General features: G+C 62.1%; 23 protein-coding genes, 3 tRNA genes and 1 pseudogene. 15 read left to right on the plus strand and 12 right to left on the minus strand.

Translation table 11 applies throughout. The features are described 5' to 3' along the window. Position 1: 1 nt before the first annotated feature. From P3C50_RS19395 to yacG, 4 genes are all read left to right on the plus strand, one after another. Positions 2 to 1,222: a type II secretion system F family protein gene (locus tag P3C50_RS19395; RefSeq protein ID WP_275547214.1), complete on the plus strand. Its 1,221-nt coding sequence runs from the start codon at positions 2 to 4 to the stop codon at positions 1,220 to 1,222. Positions 1,223 to 1,225: 3 nt separating this feature from the next. Continuing rightward, a complete protein-coding gene (locus P3C50_RS19400) occupies positions 1,226 to 2,095 on the plus strand; it encodes a prepilin peptidase (RefSeq protein WP_275547215.1) in 870 nt (289 codons plus the stop codon). A 328-nt stretch (positions 2,096 to 2,423) separates the two neighbouring features. After that, a complete protein-coding gene (coaE, locus tag P3C50_RS19405) occupies positions 2,424 to 3,032 on the plus strand; it encodes a dephospho-CoA kinase (RefSeq protein ID WP_197859185.1) in 609 nt (202 codons plus the stop codon). Continuing rightward, positions 3,029 to 3,223, plus strand: coding sequence for a DNA gyrase inhibitor YacG (gene yacG / locus P3C50_RS19410; protein ID WP_197859184.1), 195 nt, complete (start codon positions 3,029 to 3,031; stop codon positions 3,221 to 3,223). Before coaE ends, yacG begins: the two co-directional genes overlap by 4 nt. Before the next feature lie 311 nt (positions 3,224 to 3,534). On the opposite strand, the gene P3C50_RS19415 is transcribed toward yacG, so the two are convergent. Further along, positions 3,535 to 3,750, minus strand: a complete 216-nt coding sequence (locus P3C50_RS19415) for a hypothetical protein (RefSeq protein ID WP_197859183.1) — start codon at positions 3,748 to 3,750, stop codon at positions 3,535 to 3,537. A gap of 106 nt (positions 3,751 to 3,856) precedes the next feature. Further along, positions 3,857 to 4,546, minus strand: coding sequence for an energy-coupling factor ABC transporter permease (locus P3C50_RS19420; RefSeq protein WP_197859182.1), 690 nt, complete (start codon positions 4,544 to 4,546; stop codon positions 3,857 to 3,859). 501 nt (positions 4,547 to 5,047) lie between these two features. Between P3C50_RS19420 and P3C50_RS19425 the strand changes: the two genes are divergently transcribed. The 4 genes from P3C50_RS19425 to P3C50_RS19440 all read left to right on the plus strand — a co-directional run bounded on the left by P3C50_RS19425 (position 5,048) and on the right by P3C50_RS19440 (position 8,036). Next, a complete protein-coding gene (locus P3C50_RS19425; protein ID WP_197859181.1) occupies positions 5,048 to 5,677 on the plus strand; it encodes a DUF1780 domain-containing protein in 630 nt (209 codons plus the stop codon). Further along, complete coding sequence (locus P3C50_RS19430) at positions 5,674 to 6,228, plus strand: MOSC domain-containing protein (protein ID WP_275547216.1); 555 nt, start codon at positions 5,674 to 5,676, stop codon at positions 6,226 to 6,228. Before P3C50_RS19425 ends, P3C50_RS19430 begins: the two co-directional genes overlap by 4 nt. Positions 6,229 to 6,497: 269 nt before the next feature. Further along, positions 6,498 to 6,671 carry a DUF3094 family protein gene (locus tag P3C50_RS19435; RefSeq protein WP_161864860.1) on the plus strand — a complete coding sequence of 58 codons (174 nt, stop codon included), beginning with the start codon at positions 6,498 to 6,500 and terminating at the stop codon, positions 6,669 to 6,671. A 63-nt stretch (positions 6,672 to 6,734) separates the two neighbouring features. Next, on the plus strand, positions 6,735 to 8,036 hold the full coding sequence (locus P3C50_RS19440) for an NAD(P)/FAD-dependent oxidoreductase (RefSeq protein WP_275547217.1): 1,302 nt from the start codon (positions 6,735 to 6,737) through the stop codon (positions 8,034 to 8,036). Between the two features lie 286 nt (positions 8,037 to 8,322). Here the strand turns inward: P3C50_RS19440 and P3C50_RS19445 are convergent. The 3 genes from P3C50_RS19445 to P3C50_RS19455 form a co-directional block, all read right to left on the minus strand. Then, positions 8,323 to 8,398, minus strand: a tRNA-Lys gene (locus tag P3C50_RS19445). Positions 8,399 to 8,403: 5 nt separating this feature from the next. Next, positions 8,404 to 8,480: transfer RNA gene (locus tag P3C50_RS19450), tRNA-Pro, on the minus strand. Positions 8,481 to 8,489: 9 nt separating this feature from the next. Then, positions 8,490 to 8,565 (minus strand) — tRNA-Asn (locus P3C50_RS19455). Between the two features lie 206 nt (positions 8,566 to 8,771). Between P3C50_RS19455 and P3C50_RS19460 the strand changes: the two genes are divergently transcribed. Beyond that, a complete protein-coding gene (locus tag P3C50_RS19460; protein WP_275547218.1) occupies positions 8,772 to 11,084 on the plus strand; it encodes a DUF1631 domain-containing protein in 2,313 nt (770 codons plus the stop codon). Positions 11,085 to 11,093: 9 nt separating this feature from the next. Continuing rightward, the gene (locus P3C50_RS19465) at positions 11,094 to 11,426 is read left to right on the plus strand and encodes a PilZ domain-containing protein (protein WP_275547219.1); all 333 of its coding nucleotides are present in this window, start codon (positions 11,094 to 11,096) and stop codon (positions 11,424 to 11,426) included. 528 nt (positions 11,427 to 11,954) lie between these two features. Here P3C50_RS19465 and ettA read toward each other — a convergent pair. After that, complete coding sequence (gene ettA / locus P3C50_RS19470) at positions 11,955 to 13,622, minus strand: energy-dependent translational throttle protein EttA (protein ID WP_197859176.1); 1,668 nt, start codon at positions 13,620 to 13,622, stop codon at positions 11,955 to 11,957. A gap of 503 nt (positions 13,623 to 14,125) precedes the next feature. Between ettA and P3C50_RS19475 the strand changes: the two are divergent. Together P3C50_RS19475 and glyA are read left to right on the plus strand one after the other, a co-directional pair. After that, positions 14,126 to 18,255: pseudogene (locus P3C50_RS19475) on the plus strand (EAL domain-containing protein). 161 nt (positions 18,256 to 18,416) lie between these two features. Beyond that, positions 18,417 to 19,670 (plus strand): serine hydroxymethyltransferase, encoded by a 1,254-nt coding sequence (glyA, locus tag P3C50_RS19480; RefSeq protein WP_275547220.1) that lies wholly within the window; start codon positions 18,417 to 18,419, stop codon positions 19,668 to 19,670. Between the two features lie 61 nt (positions 19,671 to 19,731). Here glyA and P3C50_RS19485 read toward each other — a convergent pair whose 3' ends face one another. Further along, positions 19,732 to 20,238 carry a DUF3015 domain-containing protein gene (locus tag P3C50_RS19485; RefSeq protein WP_275547221.1) on the minus strand — a complete coding sequence of 169 codons (507 nt, stop codon included), beginning with the start codon at positions 20,236 to 20,238 and terminating at the stop codon, positions 19,732 to 19,734. 166 nt (positions 20,239 to 20,404) lie between these two features. Here P3C50_RS19485 and P3C50_RS19490 point away from each other — a divergent pair, with 166 nt between their 5' ends. Then, the gene (locus P3C50_RS19490) at positions 20,405 to 20,776 is read left to right on the plus strand and encodes a PilZ domain-containing protein (RefSeq protein WP_275547222.1); all 372 of its coding nucleotides are present in this window, start codon (positions 20,405 to 20,407) and stop codon (positions 20,774 to 20,776) included. Between the two features lie 7 nt (positions 20,777 to 20,783). Here the strand turns inward: P3C50_RS19490 and P3C50_RS19495 are convergent, their stop codons facing one another. Both P3C50_RS19495 and radA read right to left on the minus strand, forming a co-directional pair. After that, positions 20,784 to 20,936: a hypothetical protein gene (locus P3C50_RS19495; protein ID WP_197859172.1), complete on the minus strand. Its 153-nt coding sequence runs from the start codon at positions 20,934 to 20,936 to the stop codon at positions 20,784 to 20,786. 184 nt (positions 20,937 to 21,120) lie between these two features. Beyond that, on the minus strand, positions 21,121 to 22,479 hold the full coding sequence (gene radA / locus P3C50_RS19500) for a DNA repair protein RadA (RefSeq protein WP_275547223.1): 1,359 nt from the start codon (positions 22,477 to 22,479) through the stop codon (positions 21,121 to 21,123). Between the two features lie 92 nt (positions 22,480 to 22,571). Here radA and P3C50_RS19505 point away from each other — a divergent pair, with 92 nt between their 5' ends. Next, the gene (locus tag P3C50_RS19505; protein WP_275547224.1) at positions 22,572 to 23,066 is read left to right on the plus strand and encodes a GNAT family N-acetyltransferase; all 495 of its coding nucleotides are present in this window, start codon (positions 22,572 to 22,574) and stop codon (positions 23,064 to 23,066) included. A 97-nt stretch (positions 23,067 to 23,163) separates the two neighbouring features. Here the strand turns inward: P3C50_RS19505 and P3C50_RS19510 are convergent, their stop codons facing one another. Together P3C50_RS19510 and P3C50_RS19515 are read right to left on the minus strand one after the other, a co-directional pair. Then, on the minus strand, positions 23,164 to 23,442 hold the full coding sequence (locus P3C50_RS19510) for a YdcH family protein (protein WP_275547225.1): 279 nt from the start codon (positions 23,440 to 23,442) through the stop codon (positions 23,164 to 23,166). A 79-nt stretch (positions 23,443 to 23,521) separates the two neighbouring features. Further along, positions 23,522 to 23,764: a YdcH family protein gene (locus tag P3C50_RS19515; RefSeq protein ID WP_013714008.1), complete on the minus strand. Its 243-nt coding sequence runs from the start codon at positions 23,762 to 23,764 to the stop codon at positions 23,522 to 23,524. A gap of 195 nt (positions 23,765 to 23,959) precedes the next feature. Between P3C50_RS19515 and P3C50_RS19520 the strand changes: the two genes are divergently transcribed. After that, positions 23,960 to 24,985: a CNNM domain-containing protein gene (locus P3C50_RS19520; protein ID WP_275547226.1), complete on the plus strand. Its 1,026-nt coding sequence runs from the start codon at positions 23,960 to 23,962 to the stop codon at positions 24,983 to 24,985. On the opposite strand, the gene P3C50_RS19525 is transcribed toward P3C50_RS19520, so the two are convergent. Continuing rightward, on the minus strand, positions 24,986 to 25,762 hold the full coding sequence (locus P3C50_RS19525) for a ferredoxin--NADP reductase (protein WP_275547227.1): 777 nt from the start codon (positions 25,760 to 25,762) through the stop codon (positions 24,986 to 24,988). Positions 25,763 to 25,792: the final 30 nt, after the last annotated feature.

The raw sequence follows: 25,792 nt of genomic DNA on the forward strand, positions 1-25,792 counted from the left end.
CATGGCGGAAAGAGCTCTAAAAACCAGTGTGTTCACCTGGGAAGGTAAGAATAAAAGCGGCGCCGTCGTAAAAGGAGAGATCAGCGGACAAAACCCGTCATTGGTCAAGGCACAGCTGCGCAAGCAAGGCATCAACCCGACCAAGGTGCGCAAGAAGTCGGGACTTTCTCTGGGCGGGAAAGGAAAGAAAATCAAGCCCATGGACATCGCCCTGTTCACCCGGCAGATGGCAACCATGATGAAGGCTGGCGTACCGCTGTTGCAGTCTTTCGACATCATCTCCGAGGGTTTCGACAACCCCAATATGCGCAAGCTGGTGGATGAGGTGAAGCAAGAGGTGGCTGCAGGTAATAGTTTTGCCGCGTCACTGCGCAAGAAGCCCGAGTATTTCGATGAGCTTTACTGCAACTTGGTGGAGTCTGGCGAGCAGGCCGGTGCACTAGAGAATCTGCTGGATCGTATCGCCACCTACAAGGAAAAGACCGAAGCGCTGAAAGCCAAGATCAAGAAGGCAATGAATTATCCTATTGCGGTGATCATTGTAGCGGTGATTGTCTCGGCCATTCTTCTGATAAAAGTAGTACCGCAATTCGAGGAGGTATTCGCCAGCTTTGGAGCTGACCTACCAGCCTTTACACTGATGGTGATTGGGATATCCCAATTTCTTCAAGATTGGTGGTTCATATTTTTGATTGCTATTTTTGCGGCGATATTTGCTTTCAAAGAAGCAATGAAACGCTCGCAGAAATTGCGCGATTCAGTGGACCGTGGCGTACTAAAACTGCCGATCGTAGGCGACATCCTCTATAAGTCCGCCGTCGCTCGTTTCGCGCGCACGCTCTCGACCACCTTTGCCGCTGGTGTTCCGTTGGTAGATGCCCTGGATTCGGTTTCCGGCGCCACCGGCAACGTGGTGTTCAAGAATGCTACCAATAAGATCAAGGCCGATGTCTCGACGGGTATGCAGCTTAATTTCTCGATGCGTACCACAGGCACCTTTCCTTCCATGGCTGTGCAAATGACTGCCATTGGTGAAGAGTCCGGTTCGCTGGACGAGATGCTTGACAAGGTAGCCAGCTTTTACGAAGCCGAGGTGGACAATATGGTCGATGGCCTCACCAGCTTGATGGAGCCCATCATCATGTCCGTACTGGGCGTACTGGTTGGTGGCCTGATCATCGCCATGTACCTGCCAATCTTCCAGTTGGGTGCCGTGGTCTAATCAATGCCCGTACTTGAATTCCTGGCCAGCCATGTGCTGGCCTTTGTTTTATGCGCCCTGGCCTTAGGTCTACTGGTCGGTAGCTTCCTGAATGTGGTCATTTACCGCCTACCGCAAATGCTTCAACGCGACTGGCAAAGCCAGGCCCGTGAAGTTCTGAAGCTGCCAGCAGCGCCTGCTGCACAGACCTTCAACCTGATCCTCCCAAACTCCTCATGCCCTTGCTGCGGCCATGAGATTCGTCCCTGGGAAAACATCCCGGTGATCAGCTACCTGTTCCTGCGCGGTAAGTGCTCGAACTGCAAGACGCCGATCAGTAAGCGTTACCCCATCGTCGAGCTGGCTTGCGGCCTGCTTTCCGGCTATGTCGCCTGGCATTTCGGTTTTACTTGGCAGGCCGGGGCGATGCTGGTGCTGGCCTGGGGGCTGCTGGCGATGAGCCTGATCGATGCCGATCACCAGATTCTGCCGGACGTGCTGGTGCTGCCGCTGCTGTGGATGGGGTTGATCGTCAATTATTTCGGGCTGTTCACCAGCCTGGAGGATGCGCTGTGGGGCGCGATTGCCGGTTATCTCAGCCTGTGGTCGGTGTACTGGCTGTTCAAGCTGATCACCGGCAAGGAAGGCATGGGTTACGGCGACTTCAAGCTGCTGGCCATGCTCGGTGCCTGGGGTGGCTGGCAGATTTTGCCGCTGACCATTTTGCTGTCGTCGCTGGTCGGCGCGGTGCTGGGGGTGATTCTGCTGCGCATGCGCGGCAGTGATTCCGGCACGCCGATTCCCTTCGGCCCCTATCTGGCGATTGCCGGGTGGATCGCGTTGCTTTGGGGCGATGTGATTACCGGGAGTTATTTGAAGTTCGCCGGGTTCTGACGCTCCTCTAGCTCCCAGCGCCTCGTGCGGATTCGCAGCAGGGCGCCGCTCCCACAGTCCGTAGCCCGGATGAAATCCGGGGATTGCCGATACATTTCCCCGGATTGCATCCGGGCTACCACCTGAGGTTCGCTGGTTTCGATCCGCGGTCGCGTATTTGTAGGAGCCCCGCCTCGGGGCGAAGCTTTTGAATTTAGCGCTGCCCCTCAGAATCATTCGCCGCGGGGCGCGGCTCCTACATGAGCTCGAGCCGCACACGCGGTTCGCATCATCAAGCAATCCCCCCTACAATCGCGGCCTTGAGAGATAGCAAGGCTGCATTGGCGTTATGAAACCCTGGATACTCGGCCTGACCGGCGGCATTGGCAGCGGCAAGAGCGCTGTGGCGCAAGGCTTTATGGAGCGCGGCGTGCATGTGGTCGATGCTGACCACGCGGCGCGCTGGGTAGTCGAGCCGGGCCGACCGGCACTGGCGAAGATCGCCGAGCACTTCGGTGACAGCGTGCTGCAGACCTCCGGCGAGCTGGACCGCACCGCGCTACGTAAGCTGATATTCGCCGACTCCGAGCAGCGTCGATGGCTGGAGAGCCTCCTGCACCCGCTGATCGGCGCGGAAATCATTCAGGTGCTGGCACGTGCTGAGTCGCCTTATGCGATCCTGGTTTCGCCGCTGCTGGTCGAGTCCGGCCAGCGGCAGATGACCCAGCGCGTGCTGGTGGTCGATACACCTGCCGAATTGCAGATCCAACGCACCATCGCCCGCGACCAAAGCTCGGAAGAGCAGGTTCGCGCCATCATGCAGGCACAGGCTAGCCGCGAAGAGCGGCTGCGTCATGCCGATGACGTGCTGGTCAATGATCGCGATATGGCCTGGCTGGACGCCGAGGTCGAGCGCCTGCACAACTTTTACCTGACCCTGCGCGGAGGCCAGCCATGACTACGACCGTTCAATGCCCCACCTGTGGCGCGCCCGTCGAGTGGAAGACCGAAAACACCTATCGCCCGTTCTGCAGCGAACGTTGCAAGCTGATCGACCTGGGCGCCTGGGCCGCCGAAGAACATGCGATCCCTGGCAACGATCTGGAAGACGAGATGTTCAGCGGCGACCTGCCGACGCGGCCGCATTGATCGGCCCGATGTAGGAGCCCCGCCACGGAGAGTAATGCTGTTCACATAAGTAACGGTCCAACGCGATCAGTCCCCTCGCCCATCTGGGGAGAGGGTAAGGACGGGCCGCGTTCGGAGAGTGAGAAGACTGGCAGTTTTGCGGTGTTTCCAGCCCTCGCCCCAGCCCCCCTCCCATAAATGGGAGGGGGGAGCCAAAAGCATGCAACGTTAAGTGAACAGCTTTACGCCTCAAAGGAAAGCTTCTGACTTTAGCCTTGACACAACCATTCGCCGCGAGACGCGGCTCCCACACAAGCGAAGCAGTGGATGCCTCAGGGCCGCATAAAGGCGTAGTCGCGATCATCGTCGAGGTTGTCGGCGAGAAACTGCAGTTCGTGGGCCAGTTCCCGGGCATCACGCAGCGCCTTGTTCTGCTGCACGACCTCAGCCAATAGTGCACGCAATGCCATCACAGGCTCGTAGCCCTGAGCCTCGGCGTCATGCAGATCGCCCTCGAGTGCCTTTCTCGCCCAACTGTGAATACTCATGTCGAATCCCTCGGAGGCCTTTTTCACAGCATGGCGGCAGGCACGCTCCGAGCATTGACCGGGATCAACCCTGCCAGCGGCATTCAATCGGCCAATACGGCGTCATTCATTCGCCGCGATCGTTTTCCTTCCAGGGCGCCTGCAGATAGCGGCTGCGGTTGAAGGTCTCCAGCCAGTCCGGATAGAACACCACCAGCGCCGTGACGATGGTGCCGTTGATGAAGGCCTCGGGGAACGCCACCAGCCACAGGTAGCCGGCGAAGTCGTCCAGCCAGGGCGGCATGGGGAACAGGCCGTCCATCCACAGCAAGGCGAGACCGCCGAGCAGGGTCATCAGCGTCGCCAGCGCGGCCGGGAAGAACCCGCAGAAGAAGATGTAGACGAACAGGTTGCGCGGCTGCGCGCGCTCGACCCGGATGGCGCAAAGCTCGGTAACCAGCACCGGGATCAGCACCAGCAGCACGCCATTGATGCCGAGCGACGCCAGGTCCATGCGCCCGATAGCCAGCAGGCCAAGCTGCGCCGCCAGGCCAGCGAGTACGGCAAGCGGCCAGTCGAGCAGCAGGGTGACCGCGGTCATGCCGACGAAGTGATAGGAAAGCCCGGAATCGAAATCGCGGCGCACCAGCCACAACAAGAACAGCCCGAGCATGGTGCCGAACAACAGATGCTGGCGGCGCAGGTCGCTGAACAGCTCGACCCAGGGCGCGCGAGCGACCGCCCAGAGCAGTGCCAGCCCGTAGATCAGCCAACCGCCGAACAAGGTGGAAAATGCCAGCAGGTTGGAAGCGATCATGCGTGCGTACCCTAATGCCTGTCAGTTAAGGTTTTTTTAGGACGATACCGCTGTATCTAGTCGTCATCCAGGACACAAGGGCTTCGCGGACAAGTCCGCTCCCACAAGGATCACCGTAGCCACGCTGAGAGCACTGAACAGCTGGGGAGCGGACTTGTCAGCGACAGTTCTTTGATTCACGAGCGCTATCGCTATCCGCTGCTGCTTGATCAGATGAAAATGCCGCGATCCTGTAAAGCAATCACGGGCGTCTATCTGACAGGCATAGCGCGCACCCGTTTCTTCGTTCATTGCCATGGCAGGCAGTCTACACCGGCGCCCTGGAGGGTTTTTGACAACGGAGCGAGCGGAAATGCGCCTGCATCTTCATTGCCCGCAGACAATCACAGCCTGGACCGACTCCCGCCGCCGACCAGGAAGGTTTCGGAGACAGGCACTACGCACGATGTCAGCTGTTGCAGGCACTGGCAGGCAGGTCGGCGCTCCGGCTAAGCTTTGGACATGGACGACTCCGATTACCTGCGCCTACTTACGCACCAGGCCGAACAGGCCAATGCCTTTCTCTCCAACGCGAGGAAGTGGGAACGCGAGCGCTGGGTTTGTCAGCGCCTGCTGCAAGCGCTGAACGTGCGCCACCATAACGAAGATTTCACGCCCAGCGGCCAGGAACCGCCGGACGTGCTGTTTCGAGATGCCAATTTCGAAGTGTTCTTCGTGCTCGACGAAGGGCGACGCCTCAATGACGAGTGGCGTGCCGAGCTGGAAAGGCGCCGCAGCGCTTTTTCCCTGAGCCAGCTGGTACGCCGCGAAGCACGCCCCAAGCGCATTGCAGCCAGCGAGATGCAGGCGCGCCTGGCGCCGACCTTGCGCAAGAAGGCACACAACTACCGTGAGCGCGGCCTCGATCTGGGCGAACTCGACCTGGTCGCCTTCGTCAGCCTCAAGCGCGCCGTGCTCGACTGCAACAGCCATTTCCCGCCTCCGACCGAATACCTGCGCCAGGGCTGGCGCTCGTTGTCACTGGTCGGCCCGCGCTTCGCCCGCGTGCTGTTCGCCCATCCGGACGCGCCGGACTTTCTGCGACAGAATCTCGGACGCAGCCTGCTGTTCGACATCGGTATCGACCTGTGAGCCCGCTGCAGGAATTGCTCGCCGCGGTGCCGCAGGTCGGCCAGGTACGCTGGATAGGCGTTCGCCCAAGGGCGCGCGAGGCAATACTCGAAGTCGAGGCCGTGGAAGCCCGACGCGAAGCCGGCCTGACCGGCGATCACAGCCGCCCCGGGCCGCGCAATGCACGGCAGGTCACGCTGATTCAATGGGAGCACCTGGCAGTCGTCGCCGCCCTGCTCGGCCGCGATGCGCCCATGCAGCCGAGCGAGCTACGGCGCAACATTGCGGTCGCCGGCATCAACCTGTTCAGCCTGAAAGGTAGGCGCTTTCGCATTGGCCAGGCGCTGCTGGAGACCACTGGCTGGTGCCAGCCCTGTGCGCGTCTCGAGGAACGCCTTGGCCCCGGCACCTTCCAGGCCATGCGCGGCCATGGCGGCATCACCGCTCGTGTAATCGAGGGCGGCATCATCCGCCTGGACGACGTCGTGAGCGTGCAAGCCATTGACCCAATATCTGACCCGCAGAACAACGACGCTCGCCAAGGCTGGCGGGCACGCCTAGCAGGCCGTTGAAAAACGTAGGCGACGACTGCATGAATGCAGGAGGTAGAACGAAGCAGGAAGCCCGAGCCGAGGCAGCCAATGCAATACCGATGGCGGCCCCGCAAAAACAGGCGAAAAACGGTCGGAGTCGCGCTCGACTTTACGAACTGTAAATGAGCATTTTGATGGAGGCGCCTAGATCGGACTCGTGCACGAGCCTGTTTTTAACGCAGCAGTGGCAACGCAGATAGTTTTTCAACAGCCTGCTAAGATAGCCGCATTCAAGCAGAGGCCTCCCCATGACCAGCCGCCTGAGCCCCGAAGACCAGCAGAAAGTCGACCACTACCTGAGCGCACCGCAGCATCAGGTCGAACGTCAGCCGTTTCGCGTCTGGCGCCTACTCACCGTGGTACTGGTCGTCGTCATCGGCCTGGGTCTGCTGAGCCGCTTTCTGAGTCGACTGGTGCTATGAGCTGCCTCGCGCTCGCCCTCTCGCACTCACTCCGTCTTTTTCAAAGCCTTGTGAGCATTATCCATGTCCCATCGCATCGTGATTGTCGGCGGCGGCGCCGGCGGTTTGGAGCTGGCCACCCGCCTTGGTAGAAAACTCGGCAAGAGCGGCGCCGCCCGGATCATCCTGGTCGACGCCAACCTCACCCATATCTGGAAGCCCCTGCTGCACGAAGTGGCCGCCGGCTCGCTGAACTCCTCGGAAGACGAACTGAACTACGTGGCCCAGGCCAAGTGGAATCATTTCGAGTTTCAGCTCGGGCGCATGTCCGGCCTGGACCGTGCCGGCAAGAGCATCACCCTGGCGCCCACGCTGGATGACGACGGCCAGGTGCTGATGCCTGAACGCCGCATCGCCTATGACAGCCTGGTGATCGCCGTGGGCAGCACCACCAATGACTTCGGCACGCCTGGCGCAGCCGAGCACTGCATATTCCTCGACACGCGGGCACAGGCCGAGCGCTTCCACCGGCGCATGCTCAGCCACTATCTGCGTGCGCACGCCAACGAGAGCGAGGACGGCTCGAAGATCGACATCGCCATCGTTGGCGCCGGCGCCACGGGGGTCGAGCTGGCAGCCGAGCTGCACCATGCTGCCAAGCAGTTGGCCGCCTATGGTCTTAATCGCATTCGCCCGGAAGACATGCGCATCACCCTGATCGAGGCCGGGCCGCGCGTGCTGCCGGCGTTGCCCGAACGCATCGCCCGCCCGGTGCACCAGACACTGGAGAAGCTCGGCGTCACGGTACTGACCGGCGCGGCAGTCAGCGAAGTGACGGCCGATGGCCTGAAGACCGCCGATGGCAATTTCATACCGGCGAGCCTGAAAGTCTGGGCGGCCGGCATCCGCGCGCCCGGCTTTCTCAAGGATATCGACGGCCTGGAAAGCAACCGCATCAACCAGTTGCAGGTGCGCCCGACGCTGCAGACGACGCTGGATGACGACGTATTCGCCTTCGGCGATTGCGCGGCCTGCCCGCAGCCGGGTAACGACGGCCGCAACGTGCCGCCGCGCGCCCAGGCGGCGCACCAGCAGGCATCGCTGCTGGCCAAGTCGCTGCGTTTGAAGATCAGTGGTCAGTCGCTGCCGGAGTATCGCTATCGCGACTATGGCTCGCTGATCTCGCTGTCGAGCTTCTCGGCGGTCGGCAATCTGATGGGCAATCTCACTGGCAGCGTGATGCTCGAAGGCTGGTTGGCGCGAGTGTTCTACGTATCGCTTTACCGCATGCACCAGATGGCGCTGTACGGCACCCTGCGTACGCTGCTGCTGATGCTCAGCGATCGCATCGGGCGCAGCACCGAGCCGCGCCTCAAGCTGCACTAAAAGCAGCCGCAGAGCGGCCTTCTGATGACCCTCTCCCATTCATGGGAGAGGGGCGACAAGCAAGTCTCGTAGGCTGGGCTTCAGCCCACCCTACGAACTGCCATTCATAGGCGAGGGTCAGCAGACATGCGGGATGCGAACCCGTGGGAGCGGACTTGTCCGCGAGCTTTTGCTGTTCATATTCGCGGGCAAGTCCGCTCCCACAAAAGCAGCGTGGCTACCACCTGAACGGTTTCCACAACGCAGAAACGAAAAAGCCCGCACTAGGCGGGCTTCGTCGTTGTGGTGGTGGGTCGTGTAGGATTCGAACCTACGACCAATTGGTTAAAAGCCAACTGCTCTACCAACTGAGCTAACGACCCAAATATGGTCGGGGTAGGGGGATTCGAACTCCCGACATCTTGCTCCCAAAGCAAGCGCGCTACCGGACTGCGCTATACCCCGTAAGGAAGTTGGCTCCGCGACCTGGACTCGAACCAGGGACCCAATGATTAACAGTCATTTGCTCTACCGACTGAGCTATCGCGGAACTTCGGTCTTCCATCTCTGCTGCGTTTCAGCTTTTGCTTTACCGCTTCAGAGGCGCGCCATTTTACGTAGCAAAAATTCCCTGTCAACCCCCGCAAACTGCTTTTATGACAATGCTTTGCGACGCGAGCATGGACTACTATATGTTTCATTGAACTGCGGCAGCGTGCAGGACGCGCCAGCCGATGACGCCAGCCAGGACAGTCCATGAGCAAGCAGGACAAGCCCCCCGTTCATCCCAAGGTGGTCAGCCTCGCCAGCCGCGGCATCCAGCCGCGCTTCGGCGATCTGGTGCAGGCCTGCCGCAAGCTGGTGATGAACCGTCTGGCGGAGCACCTCGGCGGTGTGTTCGGCCAGGTCGATGACACCCTGTTCGAGTGCGCGGAAAAAGCCGAGAACAACAAGGTGCAGACCCTGTTCTTCGACAGCATGCGCGAGATTCGCCGGCAGCGCCCTCAGATCGAGCGCAGCTACCATCAGAAGATCGCCAGCAATTTCTCCGACTTCCTCGATGGCAAGCTGCAGAACCCGACCATCGCCGAGGTCGACCCGGAGCAGCTGGCGCTGGTGCAGAACGAGGATTACGAGGAGACCTTGCAGGTCACCAATATGGTCAGCCGGGTCAAGGCGCGCTGCACCGAGCCGCTGTTCGGTCTGGACCAGCGCCTGGCCCTGCTCAACAACGGCCAGAAGCTCGGCGAGGACAGCAACCCCTTCGGCCCGCAGGCCATCGCTCAGGCCTTTCGCGACGCCTTGGCGCCCTGCCCTTTTCCGCTGCAGATCAAGACGATCCTTTACATGCTCTTCGATAAGCATGTCATGCACAGCCTCGATTCACTCTACGGCGCACTCAACCAGCGCCTGATCGATGCCGGTGTGCTGCCAAATCTCAAGTACAGTGCGATGATCAATCCGGGCGTCAACCGCCCTGCCGCCAAGCCAGAGGTTACGACCCAGGCAGCGGACAGGCCAGGCACCGTGTCCACGCCTATGGAACAGGCACTGCTCGATCTGGACCTCAGCGCACCGCCGCCGAGTGACCAGGGCGCGCTGTTCAGCGGCCTGTCCAGCCTGCTTGACGAGCGCCGCCACAGCCACCCCGACAAGCCGCTGCTGGGTGGCACACGCAGCATCGTCAGCTTCTCCCCGCGCGAGGCCAACCGCACCTACAGCGCCAGCGAGCTGCTCGCCGCACTCAACCGCATGCAGCAGCAGTCGGCCCACGAACTCGCTCAGCGCCTGCACAAGCCCCAGGCGGTAGAAGGTCTCAAGGCTGACCTGCAGCAGCAGCTGGAAGCGCACAGCAGCCTGCCGGGCGACAGTAAGGTATCCGGCCGGGAAGCCGACGTGATCGACCTGGTCGGCATGCTGTTCGACTTCATCCTCGATGACGAGAACCTGCCGGACGCCTGCAAGACGGCGCTTTCGCACCTGCACACGCCCTATCTGAAGATCGCCCTGCTGGACAAGGCCCTGTTCACCCAGCACCACCACCCGGCCAGGCGCCTGCTCAACACCATGGCCCAGGCAGGCGTGCTGTATGGCAATGAAGGCGATGAACGCGGCCTGCTGGCCAAGATGCACTGGGTGGTCGAACGGGTGATTCATGGTTTCAGCGGCGACCTGGGGTTGTTCGACAACCTGATCGAGGAGTTCAACGAGTACGTCCTCACACTGCGCCAAAAGGTCGAGCTGCGCGAACGCCGCGCGGTCGAGGCAGCCAAGGGCCGTGACCGCCTGCTCGGCGCGCGCGAGCAGTCCCTGGAGGTGATCCAGCGCTGCGTGAACCAGCGCGAATTGCCGGCGATCATCCGCAACTTTCTCGAACTGACCTGGGCCGATGTGCTGGTTTTCGTGCTGCTGCGCCATGGCGAGCAGAGCGCAGAGTGGCAGCGCGCCTGCGAAGTGGCCGAGCAACTGGCCTGGAGTGGCACCCCGCTCGGTGAAGAGCACAAGCAGCATCTGCATGAGATACGCGCGTCCATGCTCAGCGACCTGCGCAAGGGCCTGGAATTGCTCGGCGGCTACCACGAAGATGGCATCCGCCGCCTGCTGCAGGACCTGGTGGCCTGCCAGCAGGCAGTACAGGCCAGACAGCCGCAACTGGCCGCGCAGCTCAAGCCTGACCTGCCGCAAAGCCCGCTGGGCGCCATGCTCGGTGAGGATGCCGACCTGGCGAGCCAGGCGCCTTCACCCAGCGCGCTCTCGGCTCGCGCACAAAGCCTGGTCAGGGAACTGGCCAATGTCGAGTTCGGCACCTGGTTCGAGTTCGTCGAGGGCGGCAAGAGCCGCGTACTCAAGCTCTCCTGGTTCAGCCCGACCACGCACAACTACATGTTCGTCGACAACAGCGGCCAGCGCGTGGCGATCAAGCCGCTGACCCTGCTGGCCAGCGAAATGGAACAGGGTCTGGCCCGCATCGTTACCCCCGAACGCACGACTCCGCTCATGGATCGCGCATTGAATGCCATCTACCGTGTGCTGCAGCGTTTCACTGGACGCACAGCCGAACCCCGCTGAGGAATTTCCATGGAAGAGCGTCGCCAACACAGCCGCCATGGCACGGAAATGCAGCTGGAGGTCTTCGACCTGAACAGCGGCCAGCGCCTTGGCCGCATCGTCGACCTGTCCATCGATGGCTTCATGCTGTTCAGCGATACGCCGCATACCGCCGAAGCCGTGCTGGAATGCCGCCTGGTCTGCACCTCGAACGCCGCCGTGGTGCAGGAGGTGCTCCTGGGCGCCGATTGCCTGTGGAGTCGCCCTGGCGCCGATGGTCAGCATTGCTGGGCCGGCTTTCACATCATCGACCTGGCCGAGGACCAGGCCAAGGCGCTGGAGAGTCTGCTGGCCAGGCTTTGAGCAGGCAGGGTGCGCTGTGCGCAACGCTACTCCAGCGTAGCCGGTATGCGGCGCCCTACGGCAACACAAAGGCGCGGCCAACCCCATCAGATAGCGCAGCATGTGTTCGCGGCGGGGCGCCGCTCCTACAGTGCGAGCAATGGAGCCCGAAGGCTAATGCCAGTCAGTTAAGAAAACGTCCGTGATCGCTTTGCAGCGTCGCGGCATTTTCACTTGATCAGCAGTTGCGGGTGCTGCTCGCGAACCAAAACGTTATCGCGGACAAGTCCGCTCCCACAGGAGATCAGCGCTCGCAGCACTGGGAGGGGATTCGTCCGCGAAGCTTTTTGCCCTGAATGACGACGACGGAACGGCGCCCGCCAATACCAATGAAAAAATGCCAATGCCGATCAGACAGGACTCCTGAGGAACCTTTCGCGGTAGCCCTCCCCGGAGCGAAGCTTTTCGCGGCCATGCGCAGCTTATGTCCGCGGCGCTGCTGAAATAAAAAACGGAGCCCGAAGGCTCCGTTTTTCATCTGGCTGAGGCTTACTGCGCCAGCTTTTTGTAACGCACGCGGTGCGGCTGCGCGGCGGCTTCGCCCAGACGCTTCTTGCGGTCGGCTTCGAACTCGGTGTAGTTGCCTTCGAAGAAGTTGACCTTGCCGTCGTCCTCGTAGGAGAGGATGTGCGTGGCGATACGGTCGAGGAACCAGCGATCGTGGGAAATCACGATGGCAGCGCCGGGGAAGTCCAGCAGCGCCTCTTCCAAAGCGCGCAGGGTTTCCACGTCGAGGTCGTTGGACGGTTCGTCGAGCAGCAGCACGTTGCCGCCCTGCTTGAGGGTCAGCGCCATGTGCAGGCGACCACGCTCACCGCCGGAGAGATCCTTGACGAACTTCTGCTGGTCGGCGCCCTTGAAGTTGAAGCGCCCGACGTAACCGCGCGACGGCACCTCGTAGTTGCCAACCTTGATCATGTCGAAGCCGTCGGAAACCTGCTCCCACACGGTCTTGTTGCCTTCGAGCGCCTCGCGGCTCTGCTCGACGCTGGCGATCTGCACGGTTTCGCCGATCTCGATGCTGCCGGAGTCCGGTTGTTCCTTGCCGGTGATCATGCGCAGCAGGGTCGATTTACCGGCACCGTTACCACCGATCACGCCGACGATGGCGCCTTTGGGGATGCTGAACGACAGATCGTCGATCAGCACGCGGTCACCAAAGGACTTCGACACGTTGACGAAGTCGATAACCTTGTCGCCCAAGCGCGGACCGGCCGGGATGTAGATCTCGTTGGTCTCGCTGCGTTTCTGGAATTCCTGCGACTGCATTTCCTCGAAGCGCTGCAGACGCGCCTTGGATTTCGACTGCCGCGCCTTGGCGCCCTGGCGTACCCATTCCAATTCGGCCTTCATCGCCTTGGCGTGCGATGCCTCGGCCTTGGCTTCCTGAGCCAGACGGTTGGCCTTCGACTCCAGCCAGCCGGAGTAATTGCCCTCGTACGGGATACCATGGCCGCGGTCGAGTTCGAGAATCCAGCCGGCAACGTTATCGAGGAAGTAACGGTCGTGGGTGATGGCCACCACGGTGCCGGGGAAGTCGTGCAGGAAGCGCTCGAGCCAGGCTACCGAGTCGGCATCCAGGTGGTTGGTCGGTTCATCCAGCAGCAACATGTCGGGGGCCGACAGCAGCAGACGGCACAACGCCACGCGGCGCTTCTCGCCACCGGACAGGTGCTCGATCTTGGCGTCCCATGGCGGCAGGCGCAGGGCGTCGGCCGCGACTTCCAGCTGGCGCTCCAGGTTGTGGCCATCGGAAGCCTGCAGGATGGCTTCGAGTTTGGCCTGCTCGGCGGCCAGCGCGTCGAAGTCGGCATCCGGCTCGGCATAAGCGGCGTACACCTCGTCGAGACGCGCCTGGGCCTGCTTGATCTCGCCTACGGCTTCTTCGACGATGTCGCGCACGGTCTTGCTCGGGTCGAGCTGGGGCTCCTGCGGCAGATAGCCGACCTTGATCCCCGGCATCGGGCGGGCTTCGCCGTCGATCTCGGTATCGACGCCGGCCATGATGCGCAGCAGGGTCGACTTACCGGCACCGTTGAGGCCCAGCACGCCGATCTTGGCGCCTGGGAAGAACGACAGGGAGATGTCCTTGAGAATTTCACGCTTCGGCGGGACGACCTTGCTGACCCGATGCATGCTGTAGACGTACTGAGCCATGGAGAACCTGACTGATGAGAATTGGGAGCTGGAAACGGCGCGCCATGCAGGTCGCGTGAAAACATGATGAATGCGTCGAGGGGCTATGTTCGCGTTAGCTGTTGTACACCCTGCAGGAGCGGATTTATCCGCGAAATTCGCGGCTGAAGCCGCTCCTACCGAGAGGCCAGGGTCGTTAACGTGCGCTAGCCATCAGTTTTCACACCACCTACGCGTACGCAATGTGCAGAGACCTTAGCCCCTGCCGGAGCGAACGCCAAGTACCGCGCGGACAGTTCACGCGCGCGGCGCAAAGCTACCGCAATGTACGTGACAGGGCAAACCTACGCTCGTCGGCGCAGCTGGCACTTGGCCACGTTTACAGGCATTCTACCCGGCTGACATGAGCATACGCCGGCTCATATGTCTCAAAGCTCAGATAGCTCAGCACTGGCTGCAGGTTCGCAAACGTGTCGACTCCCTCATCCCTGCCTTCATCAACTCCGGGCGAGTCGCGCGCACCGATGCGCGTAGCGCTGAGACGCGCGCTGTTGGTGCTGGTGTTGGCGATCCTAGGGCTACTGGCCTGGCAGTTGACGCAGGAATATCGCCAGTTGCTCGCCAGCCAGAAGCAACTGAGCCAGGGTTACGCCAGCCAACTGGCCAAGCATGTGAGCCTGAACATGCGCCTGAAAGCGCAGGCAGGCCAGGCAATGCTGCAAAACGCCCCGGCGCACGAAAGCGGCGGTAGCGAAGTGGTGGCGACACTGCGCAGTATCTTTCCGACGCTGGACAGCATGGCCCGGCTCGATACCGACGGGCAGCTGCTAGCCGACAGCGCCAGCGGATCGCGCGACCTCAGCTTCCTTCGCGACCTGCAGCGGCGCAGCGGCGCAGCGGCTTACCACTTCGCCTTCAGCGCACAGGGCGGTGGCGCGCTCTACTTGCTGCTGCGCCAGCCAGACGGCAGCCAGTATGTTCTGCGCATGCGCGCCAGTGCGCTGCGTAACTGGCTGCGCGAACAGCATCAGAGCGAATACCAGTGGTTGCTCGAAGACCTGCAAAGTCAGCGGGTAATCGCCCGAGCCGACGACCTGCAACAAGTTGGCAGCATCATCGCCCCGGTTACCGCGGCGGAGCAGGCGCAGAGCCTGGAGCTGGTCGCCCTGCCCGGCAGCGACTGGCAATTGCGCGCCCTGTTCGATGCCGAGCGCGCCGGCAACGAGCTGATGCCGACCCTGGCCAGCAAATTCCTGCTGTTCGCCCTGTGCAGCCTGCTGACCCTGGCGGCCTTGTACGGCCTGCAACGCGAGCAACGCCGCCTGCAACGCCTGAACACCGAGTCGCGCCGCTCTCTGCGCCAGGCCGCCAGCGCACTCGGCGCCGTCGAAGAGCGCATTCTGGTGACCCAGGCCGATGGCAAGTTGCGCTACCTGAACCCACAGGCCGAGACGCTGTTCGGCATCAGCAGCGAAGCGGCCTGGGACATGCATTTGCTGGATCTGCTGCCCGATCTCGATCCGCTGCTGCTCAACAGCCCGCAGCCGGCTAATGATCTGGGGCCGGAACTGGTCAGAGTCGAAAGCGAGGGCCGCGCACGACTGTTCGCCAGGCCGGCTACGTCTGGGTGCTGCGCGACGTGACCAACGAGCAGCAGGCCATGCGCGTGCTGCAGGAAACCCGCCGGCGCTATCAGGACATTTTCGAAGGCACCGGCGTGGCCCTGTGCGTGCTCGATCTTTCCGGCGTGCGCAGCCTGTTGCTGCAACACAAACTACGTGACGCAGCAGGCCTGCAACGTTGGCTGCGCGCCGATGCCGAGCATCAGGAACTGCTGGTCGAGCAGTTGCGCATCACCGAGGCCAACCAGGTTGCACTCAACCTGCTCGGGGTGAAGAGCACCGAGCAGGCCTGGCAACAACTGATCGACAACGGTCCCATTCATCCGGACGACCTGCGCTATCGCCTGGCCGTGGCCGTACTCGAAGGGCCCAACCTGGTGGAACTGGAAACCCAGTTGGTCACCGCGCAGGGCTTGCAACGTCACGTCTGGCTGGTACTGCGCCTGCCGGAAATGATCCAGGACTATCAGGCCGTCACCCTGAGCATCAGCGACATCACCAGCCGCAAGCGCATCGAGTTGTCGCTGATCGAGCGTGAGCGCTTCTGGTCGGAGGTGGTGCGCTCGGTGCCCGACCTCCTCTACGTGCATGACATGCAGAGCCGGCAGGTGCTGTTCAGCAACCACAGTCTGGGCCAGCAGCTGGGTTACAGCAAGGCCGAGCTGCGCGCCATGCGCGAGGACTTCTGGGTGCAGGTACTGCACCCGGACGACGCCGAATACTACTGGCGCATCCGCAACTTGCAAAAAGTGGTCGGCGACGGCGTGCTGCTCGAGTCGGTGCTGCGCTGGCGTCATCGCAATGGCCAGTGGCACTGGTTCAGCATCCGCGAGCAGGCCCTGGCACGCGACGATCGCGGCCGCGTCAGCCGCCTGATCGGCGTGGCCAAGGACATCACCGAACAGATCGAGCGCAACCAGTCGTTGCGTGACAGCGAGCAGCGTTATCGCCTGCTGGCCGAAAGCATCAGCGATGTGATCTTCTCCACCGACAGCGCGCTGAGCCTCAACTATGTCAGCCCCTCGGTCGAGCCGGTGCTGGGTTATACCGTCAACTGGATGATGGCCAACAGTTTCTACGGCCTGGCGGCCAATCCGCAGCAACTGGACGGCCTCAACCTGCTGCTCGATCGTATCCGCGATGCGCTCGGCGAGCGCGACCGCCTCAATCGCCTGCGCGACGAACTGCCGGATCAGTTGTTCGTCTTCGATTGCCTGCGCGCCGATGGCCACAAGATTCCGGTGGAGCTGCGCCTGGTGCTGATGTGGGACGAGAACGGTCGCTTCGAAGGCATCCTCGGCGTTGGCCGCGACATCAGCCAGCAACGCCGTGCCGAAAAAGACCTGCGCATGGCGGCCACGGTCTTCGAACACTCCACCGCAGCGATTCTGGTGACCGACCCAGCCGGCTATATCGTCCAGGTTAACAAGGCGTTCAGCCGCGTCAGCGGGTATTCGGCCGGCCAGGTGCTCGACCAGTTGCCGGGTATGCTGACCGCCGACCGCCAGCAGGCCACCCACATGCAGTACATCCTCGGCCAGCTCAACCAGCGCGGCAGTTGGGAAGGCGAGGTGTGGCTCAAGCGCAAGGGCGGGGAGAACTTCCCGGCCTGGGTCGGCATCACCGCAGTGCATGATGAGGAAGGCGACCTGGTCAGCTACGTGTGCTTCTTCAGCGATATCAGCGAGCGTAAGGCCAGCGAACAGCGTATCCACCGCCTGGCCTACTACGACGCCCTGACCCATCTGCCCAACCGCACCCTGTTCCAGGATCGCCTGCACAGCGCCCTGCAGCACGCCGAGCGGCACAGCGAATGGGTGGTGCTGATGTTCCTCGATCTTGACCGCTTCAAGCCGATCAACGACTCGCTCGGCCATGCCGCCGGCGACCGCATGCTCAAGGACGTGGCCGTGCGTCTGTCCGCCTGCGTCGACGGCGACGACACCGTGGCGCGCATGGGCGGCGACGAGTTCACCCTGCTGCTGCAGCCGCGCGCGACCCGCGAGGGCGCGCTCAACCGCGCCATTCATGTCGCCGAGCAGATTCTCTCCAGCCTGGCCCGCCCCTTCGTCCTCGAAGGCCGCGAGTTCTTCGTCACCGCCAGTATCGGTATCGCCCTCGCGCCGCAGGACGGCAACGAACTGAGCCAGTTGATGAAGAACGCCGACACCGCCATGTACCACGCCAAGGAGCGCGGCAAGAACAACTTCCAGTTCTACCAGGCCGACATGAACGCCAGCGCCCTGGAACGTCTGGAGCTGGAAAGCGACCTGCGCCACGCCCAGGAACAGGGCCAGTTCGTGCTGCATTACCAGCCGCAGTTTTCCGGCGATGGCCGCCGCCTCACCGGCGTCGAAGCGCTGCTGCGCTGGAATCACCCGAGCCGCGGCCTGGTGCCGCCGGATGACTTCATCCCGGTGCTGGAGGAGCTTGGTCTGGTGGTGCAGGTCGGCGAGTGGGTTCTGGAAGAGTCGTGCAGGCAGCTCAAGGCCTGGCACGAAGAGAAGATTCGCATTCCGAAGATTTCGGTCAACCTGTCGGCCCGCCAGTTCGGAGAGGGCGACCTGACCGCGCGTATCGCCACCATTCTGGAAAGAACCGGCGTCGCCCCGGCGTGCCTGGAGGTGGAGCTGACCGAAAGTATCCTGATGCGCGACGTATCCAGCGCGATGCAGACCCTCAACGAGCTCAAGCGCCTCGGCCTGTGCATCGCGGTGGACGATTTCGGCACCGGCTACTCGTCGCTGAACTACCTCAAGCAGTTCCCCATCGACGTATTGAAGATCGACCGCAGCTTCGTCGATGGCCTGCCCGATGGCGAACAGGACGCGCAGATCGCCCGGGCCATCATCGCCATGGCGCACAGCTTGAACATGATGGTGATCGCCGAAGGCGTGGAAAGTCATGCCCAACTGGAGTTCCTGCGCGAGCATGGCTGCGACGAAGTCCAGGGCTACCTGCTCGGCAGGCCGATGCACGCTCGCCAGTTCAGCGCAGAGTTCGGCGACGCAGCGCTGTTCCTGTTCAGCTGAACAGGCCGCGCGGACTGGGCTGGCGCGCTGCCAGCTGCGGCCAGGTTCCAGCATGAAGGCCTTTTGTCAGGCTCATGACCGACCTTCATATGCCTGAATGCGACCTTTGCGGTAGAATCCGCCCCCTCTTTCCACCGCCCAGCTGATTTCAGGGGACCGCCATGTTCAGCCGTGATTTGACCCTCGCTCGTTTTGACGCCGAACTCTTTGCCGCTATGGAGCAGGAAGCCCAGCGCCAGGAAGAGCACATCGAGCTGATCGCCTCGGAAAACTACACCAGCCCGGCGGTGATGGAAGCTCAGGGCAGCGTGCTCACCAACAAGTACGCAGAAGGCTACCCGGGCAAGCGTTACTACGGCGGTTGCGAGTACGTCGACGTGGTCGAGCAGCTCGCCATCGACCGCGCCAAGGAGCTGTTCGGCGCCGACTACGCCAACGTCCAGCCGCACTCCGGCAGCCAGGCCAACAGCGCCGTGTACATGGCCCTGCTCAACGCCGGCGACACCGTACTGGGCATGAGCCTGGCCCACGGCGGCCACCTGACCCACGGCGCCAGCGTCAGTTTCTCCGGCAAGATCTACAACGCCGTGCAGTACGGCATCACCGACGCCGGCCTGATCGACTATGACGAAGTCGAGCGCCTGGCCGTCGAGCACAAGCCGAAGATGATCATCGCCGGCTTCAGCGCCTATTCGCAGGTGCTGGACTTCCCGCGTTTCCGCGCCATTGCCGACAAGGTCGGTGCCTATCTGTTCGTCGACATGGCGCACGTGGCAGGTCTGGTCGCCGCCGGCCTGTACCCGAACCCGGTGCCGTTCGCCGACGTGGTCACCACCACCACCCACAAGACCCTGCGCGGCCCGCGCGGCGGCCTGATCCTGGCGCGCAAGAACGAAGAGCTGGAGAAGAAGTTCAACTCCGCGGTTTTCCCGGGCGGCCAGGGTGGCCCGCTGGAGCACGTTATCGCCGCCAAGGCCGTGTGCTTCAAGGAAGCCCTGCAGCCTGAGTTCAAGGCCTACCAGGCTCAGGTCATCAAGAATGCCCAGACCATGGCCCAGGTGTTCATCGACAACGGCTACGACGTGGTTTCCGGCGGTACGCAGAACCACCTGTTCCTGCTCTCGCTGATCAAGCAGGACATCACCGGTAAGGATGCCGACGCTGCCCTCGGCCGCGCTTTCATCACCGTGAACAAGAACAGCGTACCGAATGACCCGCGTTCGCCGTTCGTCACCTCCGGCCTGCGTATCGGCACCCCGGCCGTGACCACTCGTGGTTTCAAGGAAGACGAGTGCCGCCAACTGGCGGGCTGGATCTGCGAAGTTCTGGCCAACATCGGCAACGATGAAGTCGAAGGCCGCGTGCGCGAGCAGGTCAAGGCGCTGTGCGCCAAGTTCCCGGTGTACGCCAACTGAGGCGACACCTGAAACGAAGAAGCCCGCCGATTGGCGGGCTTCTTTTTGCCTGGGATTTGCCTCAGGCCGGCTGTTTCACATAACGCGCCAGCTGCGCGTCACGGCTCATCACGTCGAGAGTGGCGGCCAGTACCTGCTCGCTGGTGGCATCGGCCTCGCTGAAGATGGTCCCGAAGTTGTCTTGAGTGACCTTGGCGAAATGCGCGCGGTCCTCGGCTTCGACACCCAGCAAAGTGGCGTAGGCATCCAGCGCTTCGCCCTGGCCCATGGCCATGTCTTCGGCGATGGAATCGAGCATGCCGTTCATCGCCAGCATGGAGCGACCACCGTAACCCAACACGGCGCTGGTATCGCAACCGTTGGTACCGGAAGTCATACCGAAGGTGGCGTTACCCGAAGTACCGTTGGTGGTGGTGGCGAGGAAGTGCGGAGCCATGCCGCGTTGCCCTTCGAACAGCATGTTGCCCCAGCCGCAGCCATTGCCGCCCGCTGCATCGGCAAACGCGCCGACACTGGCCATGCTCAACAGACCAAATACCAAACCCTTGCCCAGCAGTCGCTTGCTCATATCTATCGCTCCGCAATATCGAGTAATAAAAACCGCATAAGGAGCTTCGGCGAGACTTGGCTACCTGTCAAACTGATGTGCATCAGTTGTGCGCCACGGCACAGGGGTTAGAGTACGTGGCCAGCAGCCTTGGCTATAGTGATGTAAACCCTTCAGGAGTACCGGCATGAGCGAATCAGCCAACGAGCGTCGGCGCTTTCAGCGCATCGCCTTCGACGCCCCCACCGTAATCGCACAGGGCGAGCGGCAATGGTCGGCGGCTCTGCACGATATTTCACTCAAGGGCCTGCTGATCACCACACCGCGCGACTGGAGCGGGGATCCGAATCAGCCCTTCGAGGCCGTGATCGAACTGGGTGGCGAAGCCAGGGTGAAGATGGAGGTGGTGCTGACACGCACCCAGCCAAAGTCTTTGGGTTTCGTCTGCCGCCATATCGATCTGGACTCCATCAGCCATCTGCGCCGCCTGGTCGAACTCAACCTGGGCGATGAGCAGCTGCTGGAACGGGAACTGGCGGCGCTCGGCGAAGGCGACTGAGCCGCGCTCAATGGCGCTTGCGCGCCGCCTCGTCCTTACGCTGCTGGCGCTGTTGACGCAGCGCCTGGATGCGCAGCGCCTCACCATGCGCCTCGTGCGACTGCGCGGCCTTGGCGTCGAAGTTGAAAGCGCGGGAAAAGAAATCGAAGAACAAAAACATGATGGCGTCTCCTTCAAGTGGATACGCCTTCATGCTGCTCGCCGATAGCCTGCTACCTATTGATCTGCGTCAGTTTTCGCCAGGCCCAGTTGGCGACAGAACGCCGCAGTCCAGAATCGCGGCTAAAGCCCCTCCCACAGCGGACTCCCGGCACCTGTGGGAGGGGCTTTAGCCGCGACTTTAGTTACTCGAACAGCGCATCCAGCGCCTGCTCCAGGCGAGTCACCGCGATGATCTGCAGACCCGGCGGCGCTTCTTTCGGCGCATTGCCCTTGGGCACGATGGCGCGCTTGAAGCCGTGCTTGGCCGCCTCCTTGAGACGCTCCTGGCCGCTCGGCACCGGGCGGATCTCGCCGGACAGGCCGATCTCGCCGAACACCAGCAGATCATGCTGCAACGGCCGGTTGCGCAGGCTGGAAATCACCGCTGCCATCAGCGCCAGATCGGAGGCCGTCTCCAGTACCTTCACCCCGCCGACCACGTTGAGAAACACGTCCTGATCATAGGTCGGGATACCACCGTGGCGGTGCAGCACCGCCAGCAGCATGGCCAGGCGGTTCTGATCCAGGCCCAGGGTGACGCGGCGCGGGTTACCCAGGTGGCTGGTGTCGACCAGCGCCTGCACTTCCACCAGCATCGGCCGCGAGCCTTCCCAAGTGGCCATCACGACACTGCCGGGCACCGCCTCCTGCGCGCGGGTGAGAAAGATCGCCGAGGGGTTGGACACTTCCTTGAGGCCCTTGTCGGTCATGCCGAACACGCCCAGTTCGTTGACCGCGCCGAAACGATTCTTCACCGCCCGCAGCAGGCGCAGGCGACCGTCGGACTCGCCCTCGAAATACAGCACGGTATCGACCATATGCTCCAGCACGCGCGGGCCGGCCAGCGCGCCCTCCTTGGTGACGTGGCCGACCAGGAAGATCGCCGTGCCGCTCTGTTTGGCGAAGCGCACCAGCAGCGCCGCACTCTCGCGCACCTGGGCCACGCCGCCGGGTGCCGACTGCAGCTGCTCGGTGAAGATGGTCTGGATCGAGTCGATCACCATCACCTTGGGCTTTTCCTGGCGCGCGGTGGCGATGATCGACTCGATGCAGGTCTCGGTCATTACCTTGAGCTTGTCCTGTGGCAGGTCCAGGCGCCGCGCGCGCATGGCCACCTGCTGCTGCGACTCCTCGCCGGTAACGTACAACGCTGGGAAATGCTGAGCGACATTGCACAGGGTCTGCAACAGGATGGTCGACTTGCCGATGCCCGGGTCGCCGCCGATCAGCACCACCGAACCATCGACCAGGCCACCACCGAGTACCCGGTCCAGCTCGCTGGAGGCGGTAGAGAAACGCGGAATTTCCTCGACACTGACCTCGGCCAGGGTCTTGATATTGGCCTTGTCCCCGGCCCAACCGGTGCGCCCGCTGGGCGTGGCGCCCTCGACCACGGTTTCCACCAGGGTGTTCCAGGCGCCGCACTCACCACACTGCCCCGCCCACTTGGGAAAGGTGGCGCCGCACTCGGTGCAGCCGTACATGCGTTTTGCCTTGGCCATTGCGATCGATCCTGCCGCTGAACGAAGGCTGGAACGATACCGAACAACTGGATAAATTTACAGACCACGTCCACTTCGCTCGGAACGCTTCCATGCAGATCCAACTGCTGCCAACCACTGCCGAACAGCTGCCGCTGCTGGCCAATCTGTACCAGTTCTATGCCTATGAAAGCTCCGACTGGGAGCAGGAAGACGTGGAAACGGACGGTCGTTTCTATATCCACCAGCCACACTTGCAGCGCTACTGGCAGGAGCCGGGCTGGAGCGCGCAACTGATCCTCGCTGATGGATTCATAGCCGGTTTTCTGTTGATCGAGCGCAGCGAATTGCCGGGTATCGAGGCACCGGAGTTCGCCGACCTGTTCATCCTGAAAAAGTATCGTCGTCGCGGCATCGGCCGTGCACTGATGCAACAGGTCATGGGCGACGGCCGCCCGTGGCTGCTGCGCTACTACCGCCAGGACGAGCTGGCGTGCGCCTTCTGGCAGCAGCTTCTGGGCGAGTGGCCGAGACCGGCGCGCACGGTGTGGACGGAAGAAGAGGCGGACGGGCTGCTCACCTACCTGATCAACCCGCCCGTGCATTGAAGCGGGGTCACCCCGCAATGGCGGTAGGAGTAGCTTCAGCCACGAACAGCTGTGCAGCGAGATTTGCGGCTGAAGCCGCCCCTACGGAGGTTTGCCGTCAGCCGCCACAACCATTGCCACAACCGCAGCACTGACCACTTGCGCGCTTGAGCTGTCTCGCCAGTTCGTCCTTGAGGGCGACGCGGTTGAGCTTGAGCGCCTGCAACGAAACATCGTCGAGTAGCTCGATACCGTCCTCGATGCGGCAAATGCGCTTGTCCAGTGCCTCGTATTCCTCAGCCTGGCGGGCGAACAGCGCATCTTCCTGACGCAGGCGTTGCAGTGCTTCGCGATCTTCGGAGAAATCATGGACAAGCGGGTGGTGATCGACGTGCATGGCGCAGCTCCTGAGTAAGGTGTTACTCGCAGGCTAGCCGGTCTACCGTGCATCTCCCTTGATCCCGATCAAACCCGCCTCAGGTAGCCCCGTGCAGCAGGCCGGCAATCTCATCCTTGAGGCCAACGCGCTGTAGCTTGAGCCCCTGTAGCGTCAGATCATCGGCCGCCGAGCGACCGTCCTCTATCTCGTAGATGCGCTTGTCCAGCGCTTCATACTCCGCCGCCAGGCTGGCGAAGCGCGCATCGCCCTGCATCAGTTTGCGCAACGCATCGTGATGCTGTGGAAATTCTCGATTGAGCGGATGATGTTCAAGCGGCATGAAGAATCCTCCCCGGACATAGTTCCTACTTAGCCTAGCCGAAGCTGAGCCGGGTGCAGCCCTCTAGCGATGCCGGGCCGAGAGCCGCGGTAGAATAGGCCGGACCGGCAATATGAAATGAAATGTTGCAGCTTTCCTGCATATTCCTCTGTATTTCCGCTAAATTGGCTGCCCCTTGGTCACTTATCCCCCTACATGACACTCCTGATAGCGTTCGCTGTCCTTTCCATTCTGGTTTCGTTCATCTGCTCCATCCTCGAAGCCGCCCTGCTCTCCCTAACGCCCAGTTACATCGCTCAGCAGAAGGTCGAAAAGCCTCAGCTGTACGAAAGGCTGAAAGAGCTCAAAGACAAGATCGACCAGCCGCTGGCGGCCATCCTGACCCTCAATACTGTGGCGCATACCGTTGGTGCGACCGGTGTCGGTGCGCAGGTGGCAATCGTCTTCGGTGACGGTTACCTGGGTATCGCCTCGGCGGTCATGACCCTGCTGATTCTGGTGCTCTCGGAGATTCTGCCGAAGACCATCGGCGCCCGTTACTGGCGCACCCTGGCGCCCTTTCTGCCGAGCCTGCTGCGGGCGATGATCCTGCTGCTCAAGCCATTCATCGTACTGTCGGACCTGATCATGCGCCTGTTCGGCGGCAAGGAGCCGGAGCATGACATTCGCCAGGAAATCAAGGCGCTGACCCTGCTCGGCCGCGAGGTGGGCAAGCTCGACGAAGACGAGCAGCGGGTGATCGGCAATATCCTCGACCTGCACGAGATTCGTCTGCGCGACATCATGACGCCGCGCATCGTCTGCGAGTCGGCCGCACCGGATGAGTCGATCGCCGCGTTCAAGGCACGTGCCCGGGAAAGCCAGTTCTCCCGCTACCCGGTCATTGGCGAAGACGAATCACCACTGGGCGTGGTGTTCCGTTACGACGCCCTGGCCGCGGAGAACGATGCCGAGCCCATCACCCGGATCATGAAGCCGCTCAAAGTCGTGCCGGAAAGCATGAACGTGGAAAACCTGATGACCCTGTTGATGCAGGAACGTCAGCACATGTGCCTGGTGTACGACGAGTTCGGCAGCTGGCGCGGCCTGGTGACGCTGGAAGACATCATGGAAACCATCATCGGCAAGCCGATTCTCGACGAGACCGACGATATCCCCAACATGCGCCGCTTCGCCAAGCGCCGCTGGGAGCACCGGATCAAATCGATCCGCGAAGATTGATCACCAGTAGTTTTCGACTGCCACCTGACCCGGCCTGCGGGTCAGGCTCAGGTTAAGCCCCCGCGCCTTCAGACGCTGACGAATATCGTCGATCATCTGCGGGTTGCCGCAAATCATCACCCGCGAATGCTCAGGCGTCAGCTCAAGCCCGGCGGCCTGCTCCAGCTCGCCACTGTCGAGCAGATCGGTAACGCGCGCGTTCAGGCAATCCGGCGCCTGCTCGCGGGTGACCACCGGCAGGTAGGTGAGCCTGTCAGCGAACTCGGCCAGATACTCAAGCTCGGCAAGCCCCCTGATCAGCGGTTGATACGCCAGCTCGGCACAGGTCCGGGCGCTGTACACCAATACGATGCGCTCGAAACGCTGCCACACCTCGAAATCCTGCAGGATCGACAGGAACGGCGCGATGCCGGTGCCACTGCCCAGCAGCCACAGGTCGCGACCATCGACGAAGCGGTCCAGGGTCAGGTAGCCGGTGGCCATTTTCTCCACCAGCAGGCTGTCGCCAACGACCAGACGGCTCAGCTCGCTGGTGAACTCGCCGCCCGGTACCACGATGGAGAAGAACTCGAGAAACTCGTCATGCGGCGCCGAGACCAGCGAATAGGCGCGCCAGACCAGACTGCCGTCGGCCTTTTCCACCCCCAGGCGTACGAACTGCCCGGCGCGAAAACGAAAACCGGCATCACGGGTAGTGCGTAAGGTAAACAGGCTCGGCGTCAGGCTGTGTACCTCGAGTAGCGTCTGACGGGTGAACTTGTCTTCGCTGACGGTCATAATCGCCCCCTTGTTCGAATCTGCTGCCAG

Origin of the sequence: Pseudomonas sp. Marseille-Q0931, assembly GCF_940789645.1 — a bacterium.
In the GTDB taxonomy this organism is placed as follows: Bacteria; Pseudomonadota; Gammaproteobacteria; order Pseudomonadales; family Pseudomonadaceae; genus Aquipseudomonas.

Excerpts from the sequence above, each read along its gene's own strand:
- P3C50_RS19495 (WP_197859172.1), bottom strand. The coding sequence starts at position 20,936 with ATGTTTTTGTTCTTCGATTTCTTTTCCCGCGCTTTCAACTTCGACGCC.
- P3C50_RS19440 (WP_275547217.1), top strand. The coding sequence starts at position 6,735 with ATGTCCCATCGCATCGTGATTGTCGGCGGCGGCGCCGGCGGTTTGGAG.
- P3C50_RS19465 (WP_275547219.1), top strand. The coding sequence starts at position 11,094 with ATGGAAGAGCGTCGCCAACACAGCCGCCATGGCACGGAAATGCAGCTG.
- P3C50_RS19510 (WP_275547225.1), bottom strand. The coding sequence starts at position 23,442 with ATGCACGTCGATCACCACCCGCTTGTCCATGATTTCTCCGAAGATCGC.
- P3C50_RS19525 (WP_275547227.1), bottom strand. The coding sequence starts at position 25,762 with ATGACCGTCAGCGAAGACAAGTTCACCCGTCAGACGCTACTCGAGGTA.
- P3C50_RS19460 (WP_275547218.1), top strand. The coding sequence starts at position 8,772 with ATGAGCAAGCAGGACAAGCCCCCCGTTCATCCCAAGGTGGTCAGCCTC.
- P3C50_RS19515 (WP_013714008.1), bottom strand. The coding sequence starts at position 23,764 with ATGCCGCTTGAACATCATCCGCTCAATCGAGAATTTCCACAGCATCAC.
- P3C50_RS19395 (WP_275547214.1), top strand. The coding sequence starts at position 2 with ATGGCGGAAAGAGCTCTAAAAACCAGTGTGTTCACCTGGGAAGGTAAG.
- P3C50_RS19420 (WP_197859182.1), bottom strand. The coding sequence starts at position 4,546 with ATGATCGCTTCCAACCTGCTGGCATTTTCCACCTTGTTCGGCGGTTGG.
- P3C50_RS19425 (WP_197859181.1), top strand. The coding sequence starts at position 5,048 with ATGGACGACTCCGATTACCTGCGCCTACTTACGCACCAGGCCGAACAG.
- P3C50_RS19435 (WP_161864860.1), top strand. The coding sequence starts at position 6,498 with ATGACCAGCCGCCTGAGCCCCGAAGACCAGCAGAAAGTCGACCACTAC.
- ettA (WP_197859176.1), bottom strand. The coding sequence starts at position 13,622 with ATGGCTCAGTACGTCTACAGCATGCATCGGGTCAGCAAGGTCGTCCCG.
- radA (WP_275547223.1), bottom strand. The coding sequence starts at position 22,479 with ATGGCCAAGGCAAAACGCATGTACGGCTGCACCGAGTGCGGCGCCACC.
- P3C50_RS19400 (WP_275547215.1), top strand. The coding sequence starts at position 1,226 with ATGCCCGTACTTGAATTCCTGGCCAGCCATGTGCTGGCCTTTGTTTTA.
- P3C50_RS19415 (WP_197859183.1), bottom strand. The coding sequence starts at position 3,750 with ATGAGTATTCACAGTTGGGCGAGAAAGGCACTCGAGGGCGATCTGCAT.
- P3C50_RS19490 (WP_275547222.1), top strand. The coding sequence starts at position 20,405 with ATGAGCGAATCAGCCAACGAGCGTCGGCGCTTTCAGCGCATCGCCTTC.
- P3C50_RS19520 (WP_275547226.1), top strand. The coding sequence starts at position 23,960 with ATGACACTCCTGATAGCGTTCGCTGTCCTTTCCATTCTGGTTTCGTTC.
- P3C50_RS19505 (WP_275547224.1), top strand. The coding sequence starts at position 22,572 with ATGCAGATCCAACTGCTGCCAACCACTGCCGAACAGCTGCCGCTGCTG.
- P3C50_RS19485 (WP_275547221.1), bottom strand. The coding sequence starts at position 20,238 with ATGAGCAAGCGACTGCTGGGCAAGGGTTTGGTATTTGGTCTGTTGAGC.
- glyA (WP_275547220.1), top strand. The coding sequence starts at position 18,417 with ATGTTCAGCCGTGATTTGACCCTCGCTCGTTTTGACGCCGAACTCTTT.
- coaE (WP_197859185.1), top strand. The coding sequence starts at position 2,424 with ATGAAACCCTGGATACTCGGCCTGACCGGCGGCATTGGCAGCGGCAAG.
- yacG (WP_197859184.1), top strand. The coding sequence starts at position 3,029 with ATGACTACGACCGTTCAATGCCCCACCTGTGGCGCGCCCGTCGAGTGG.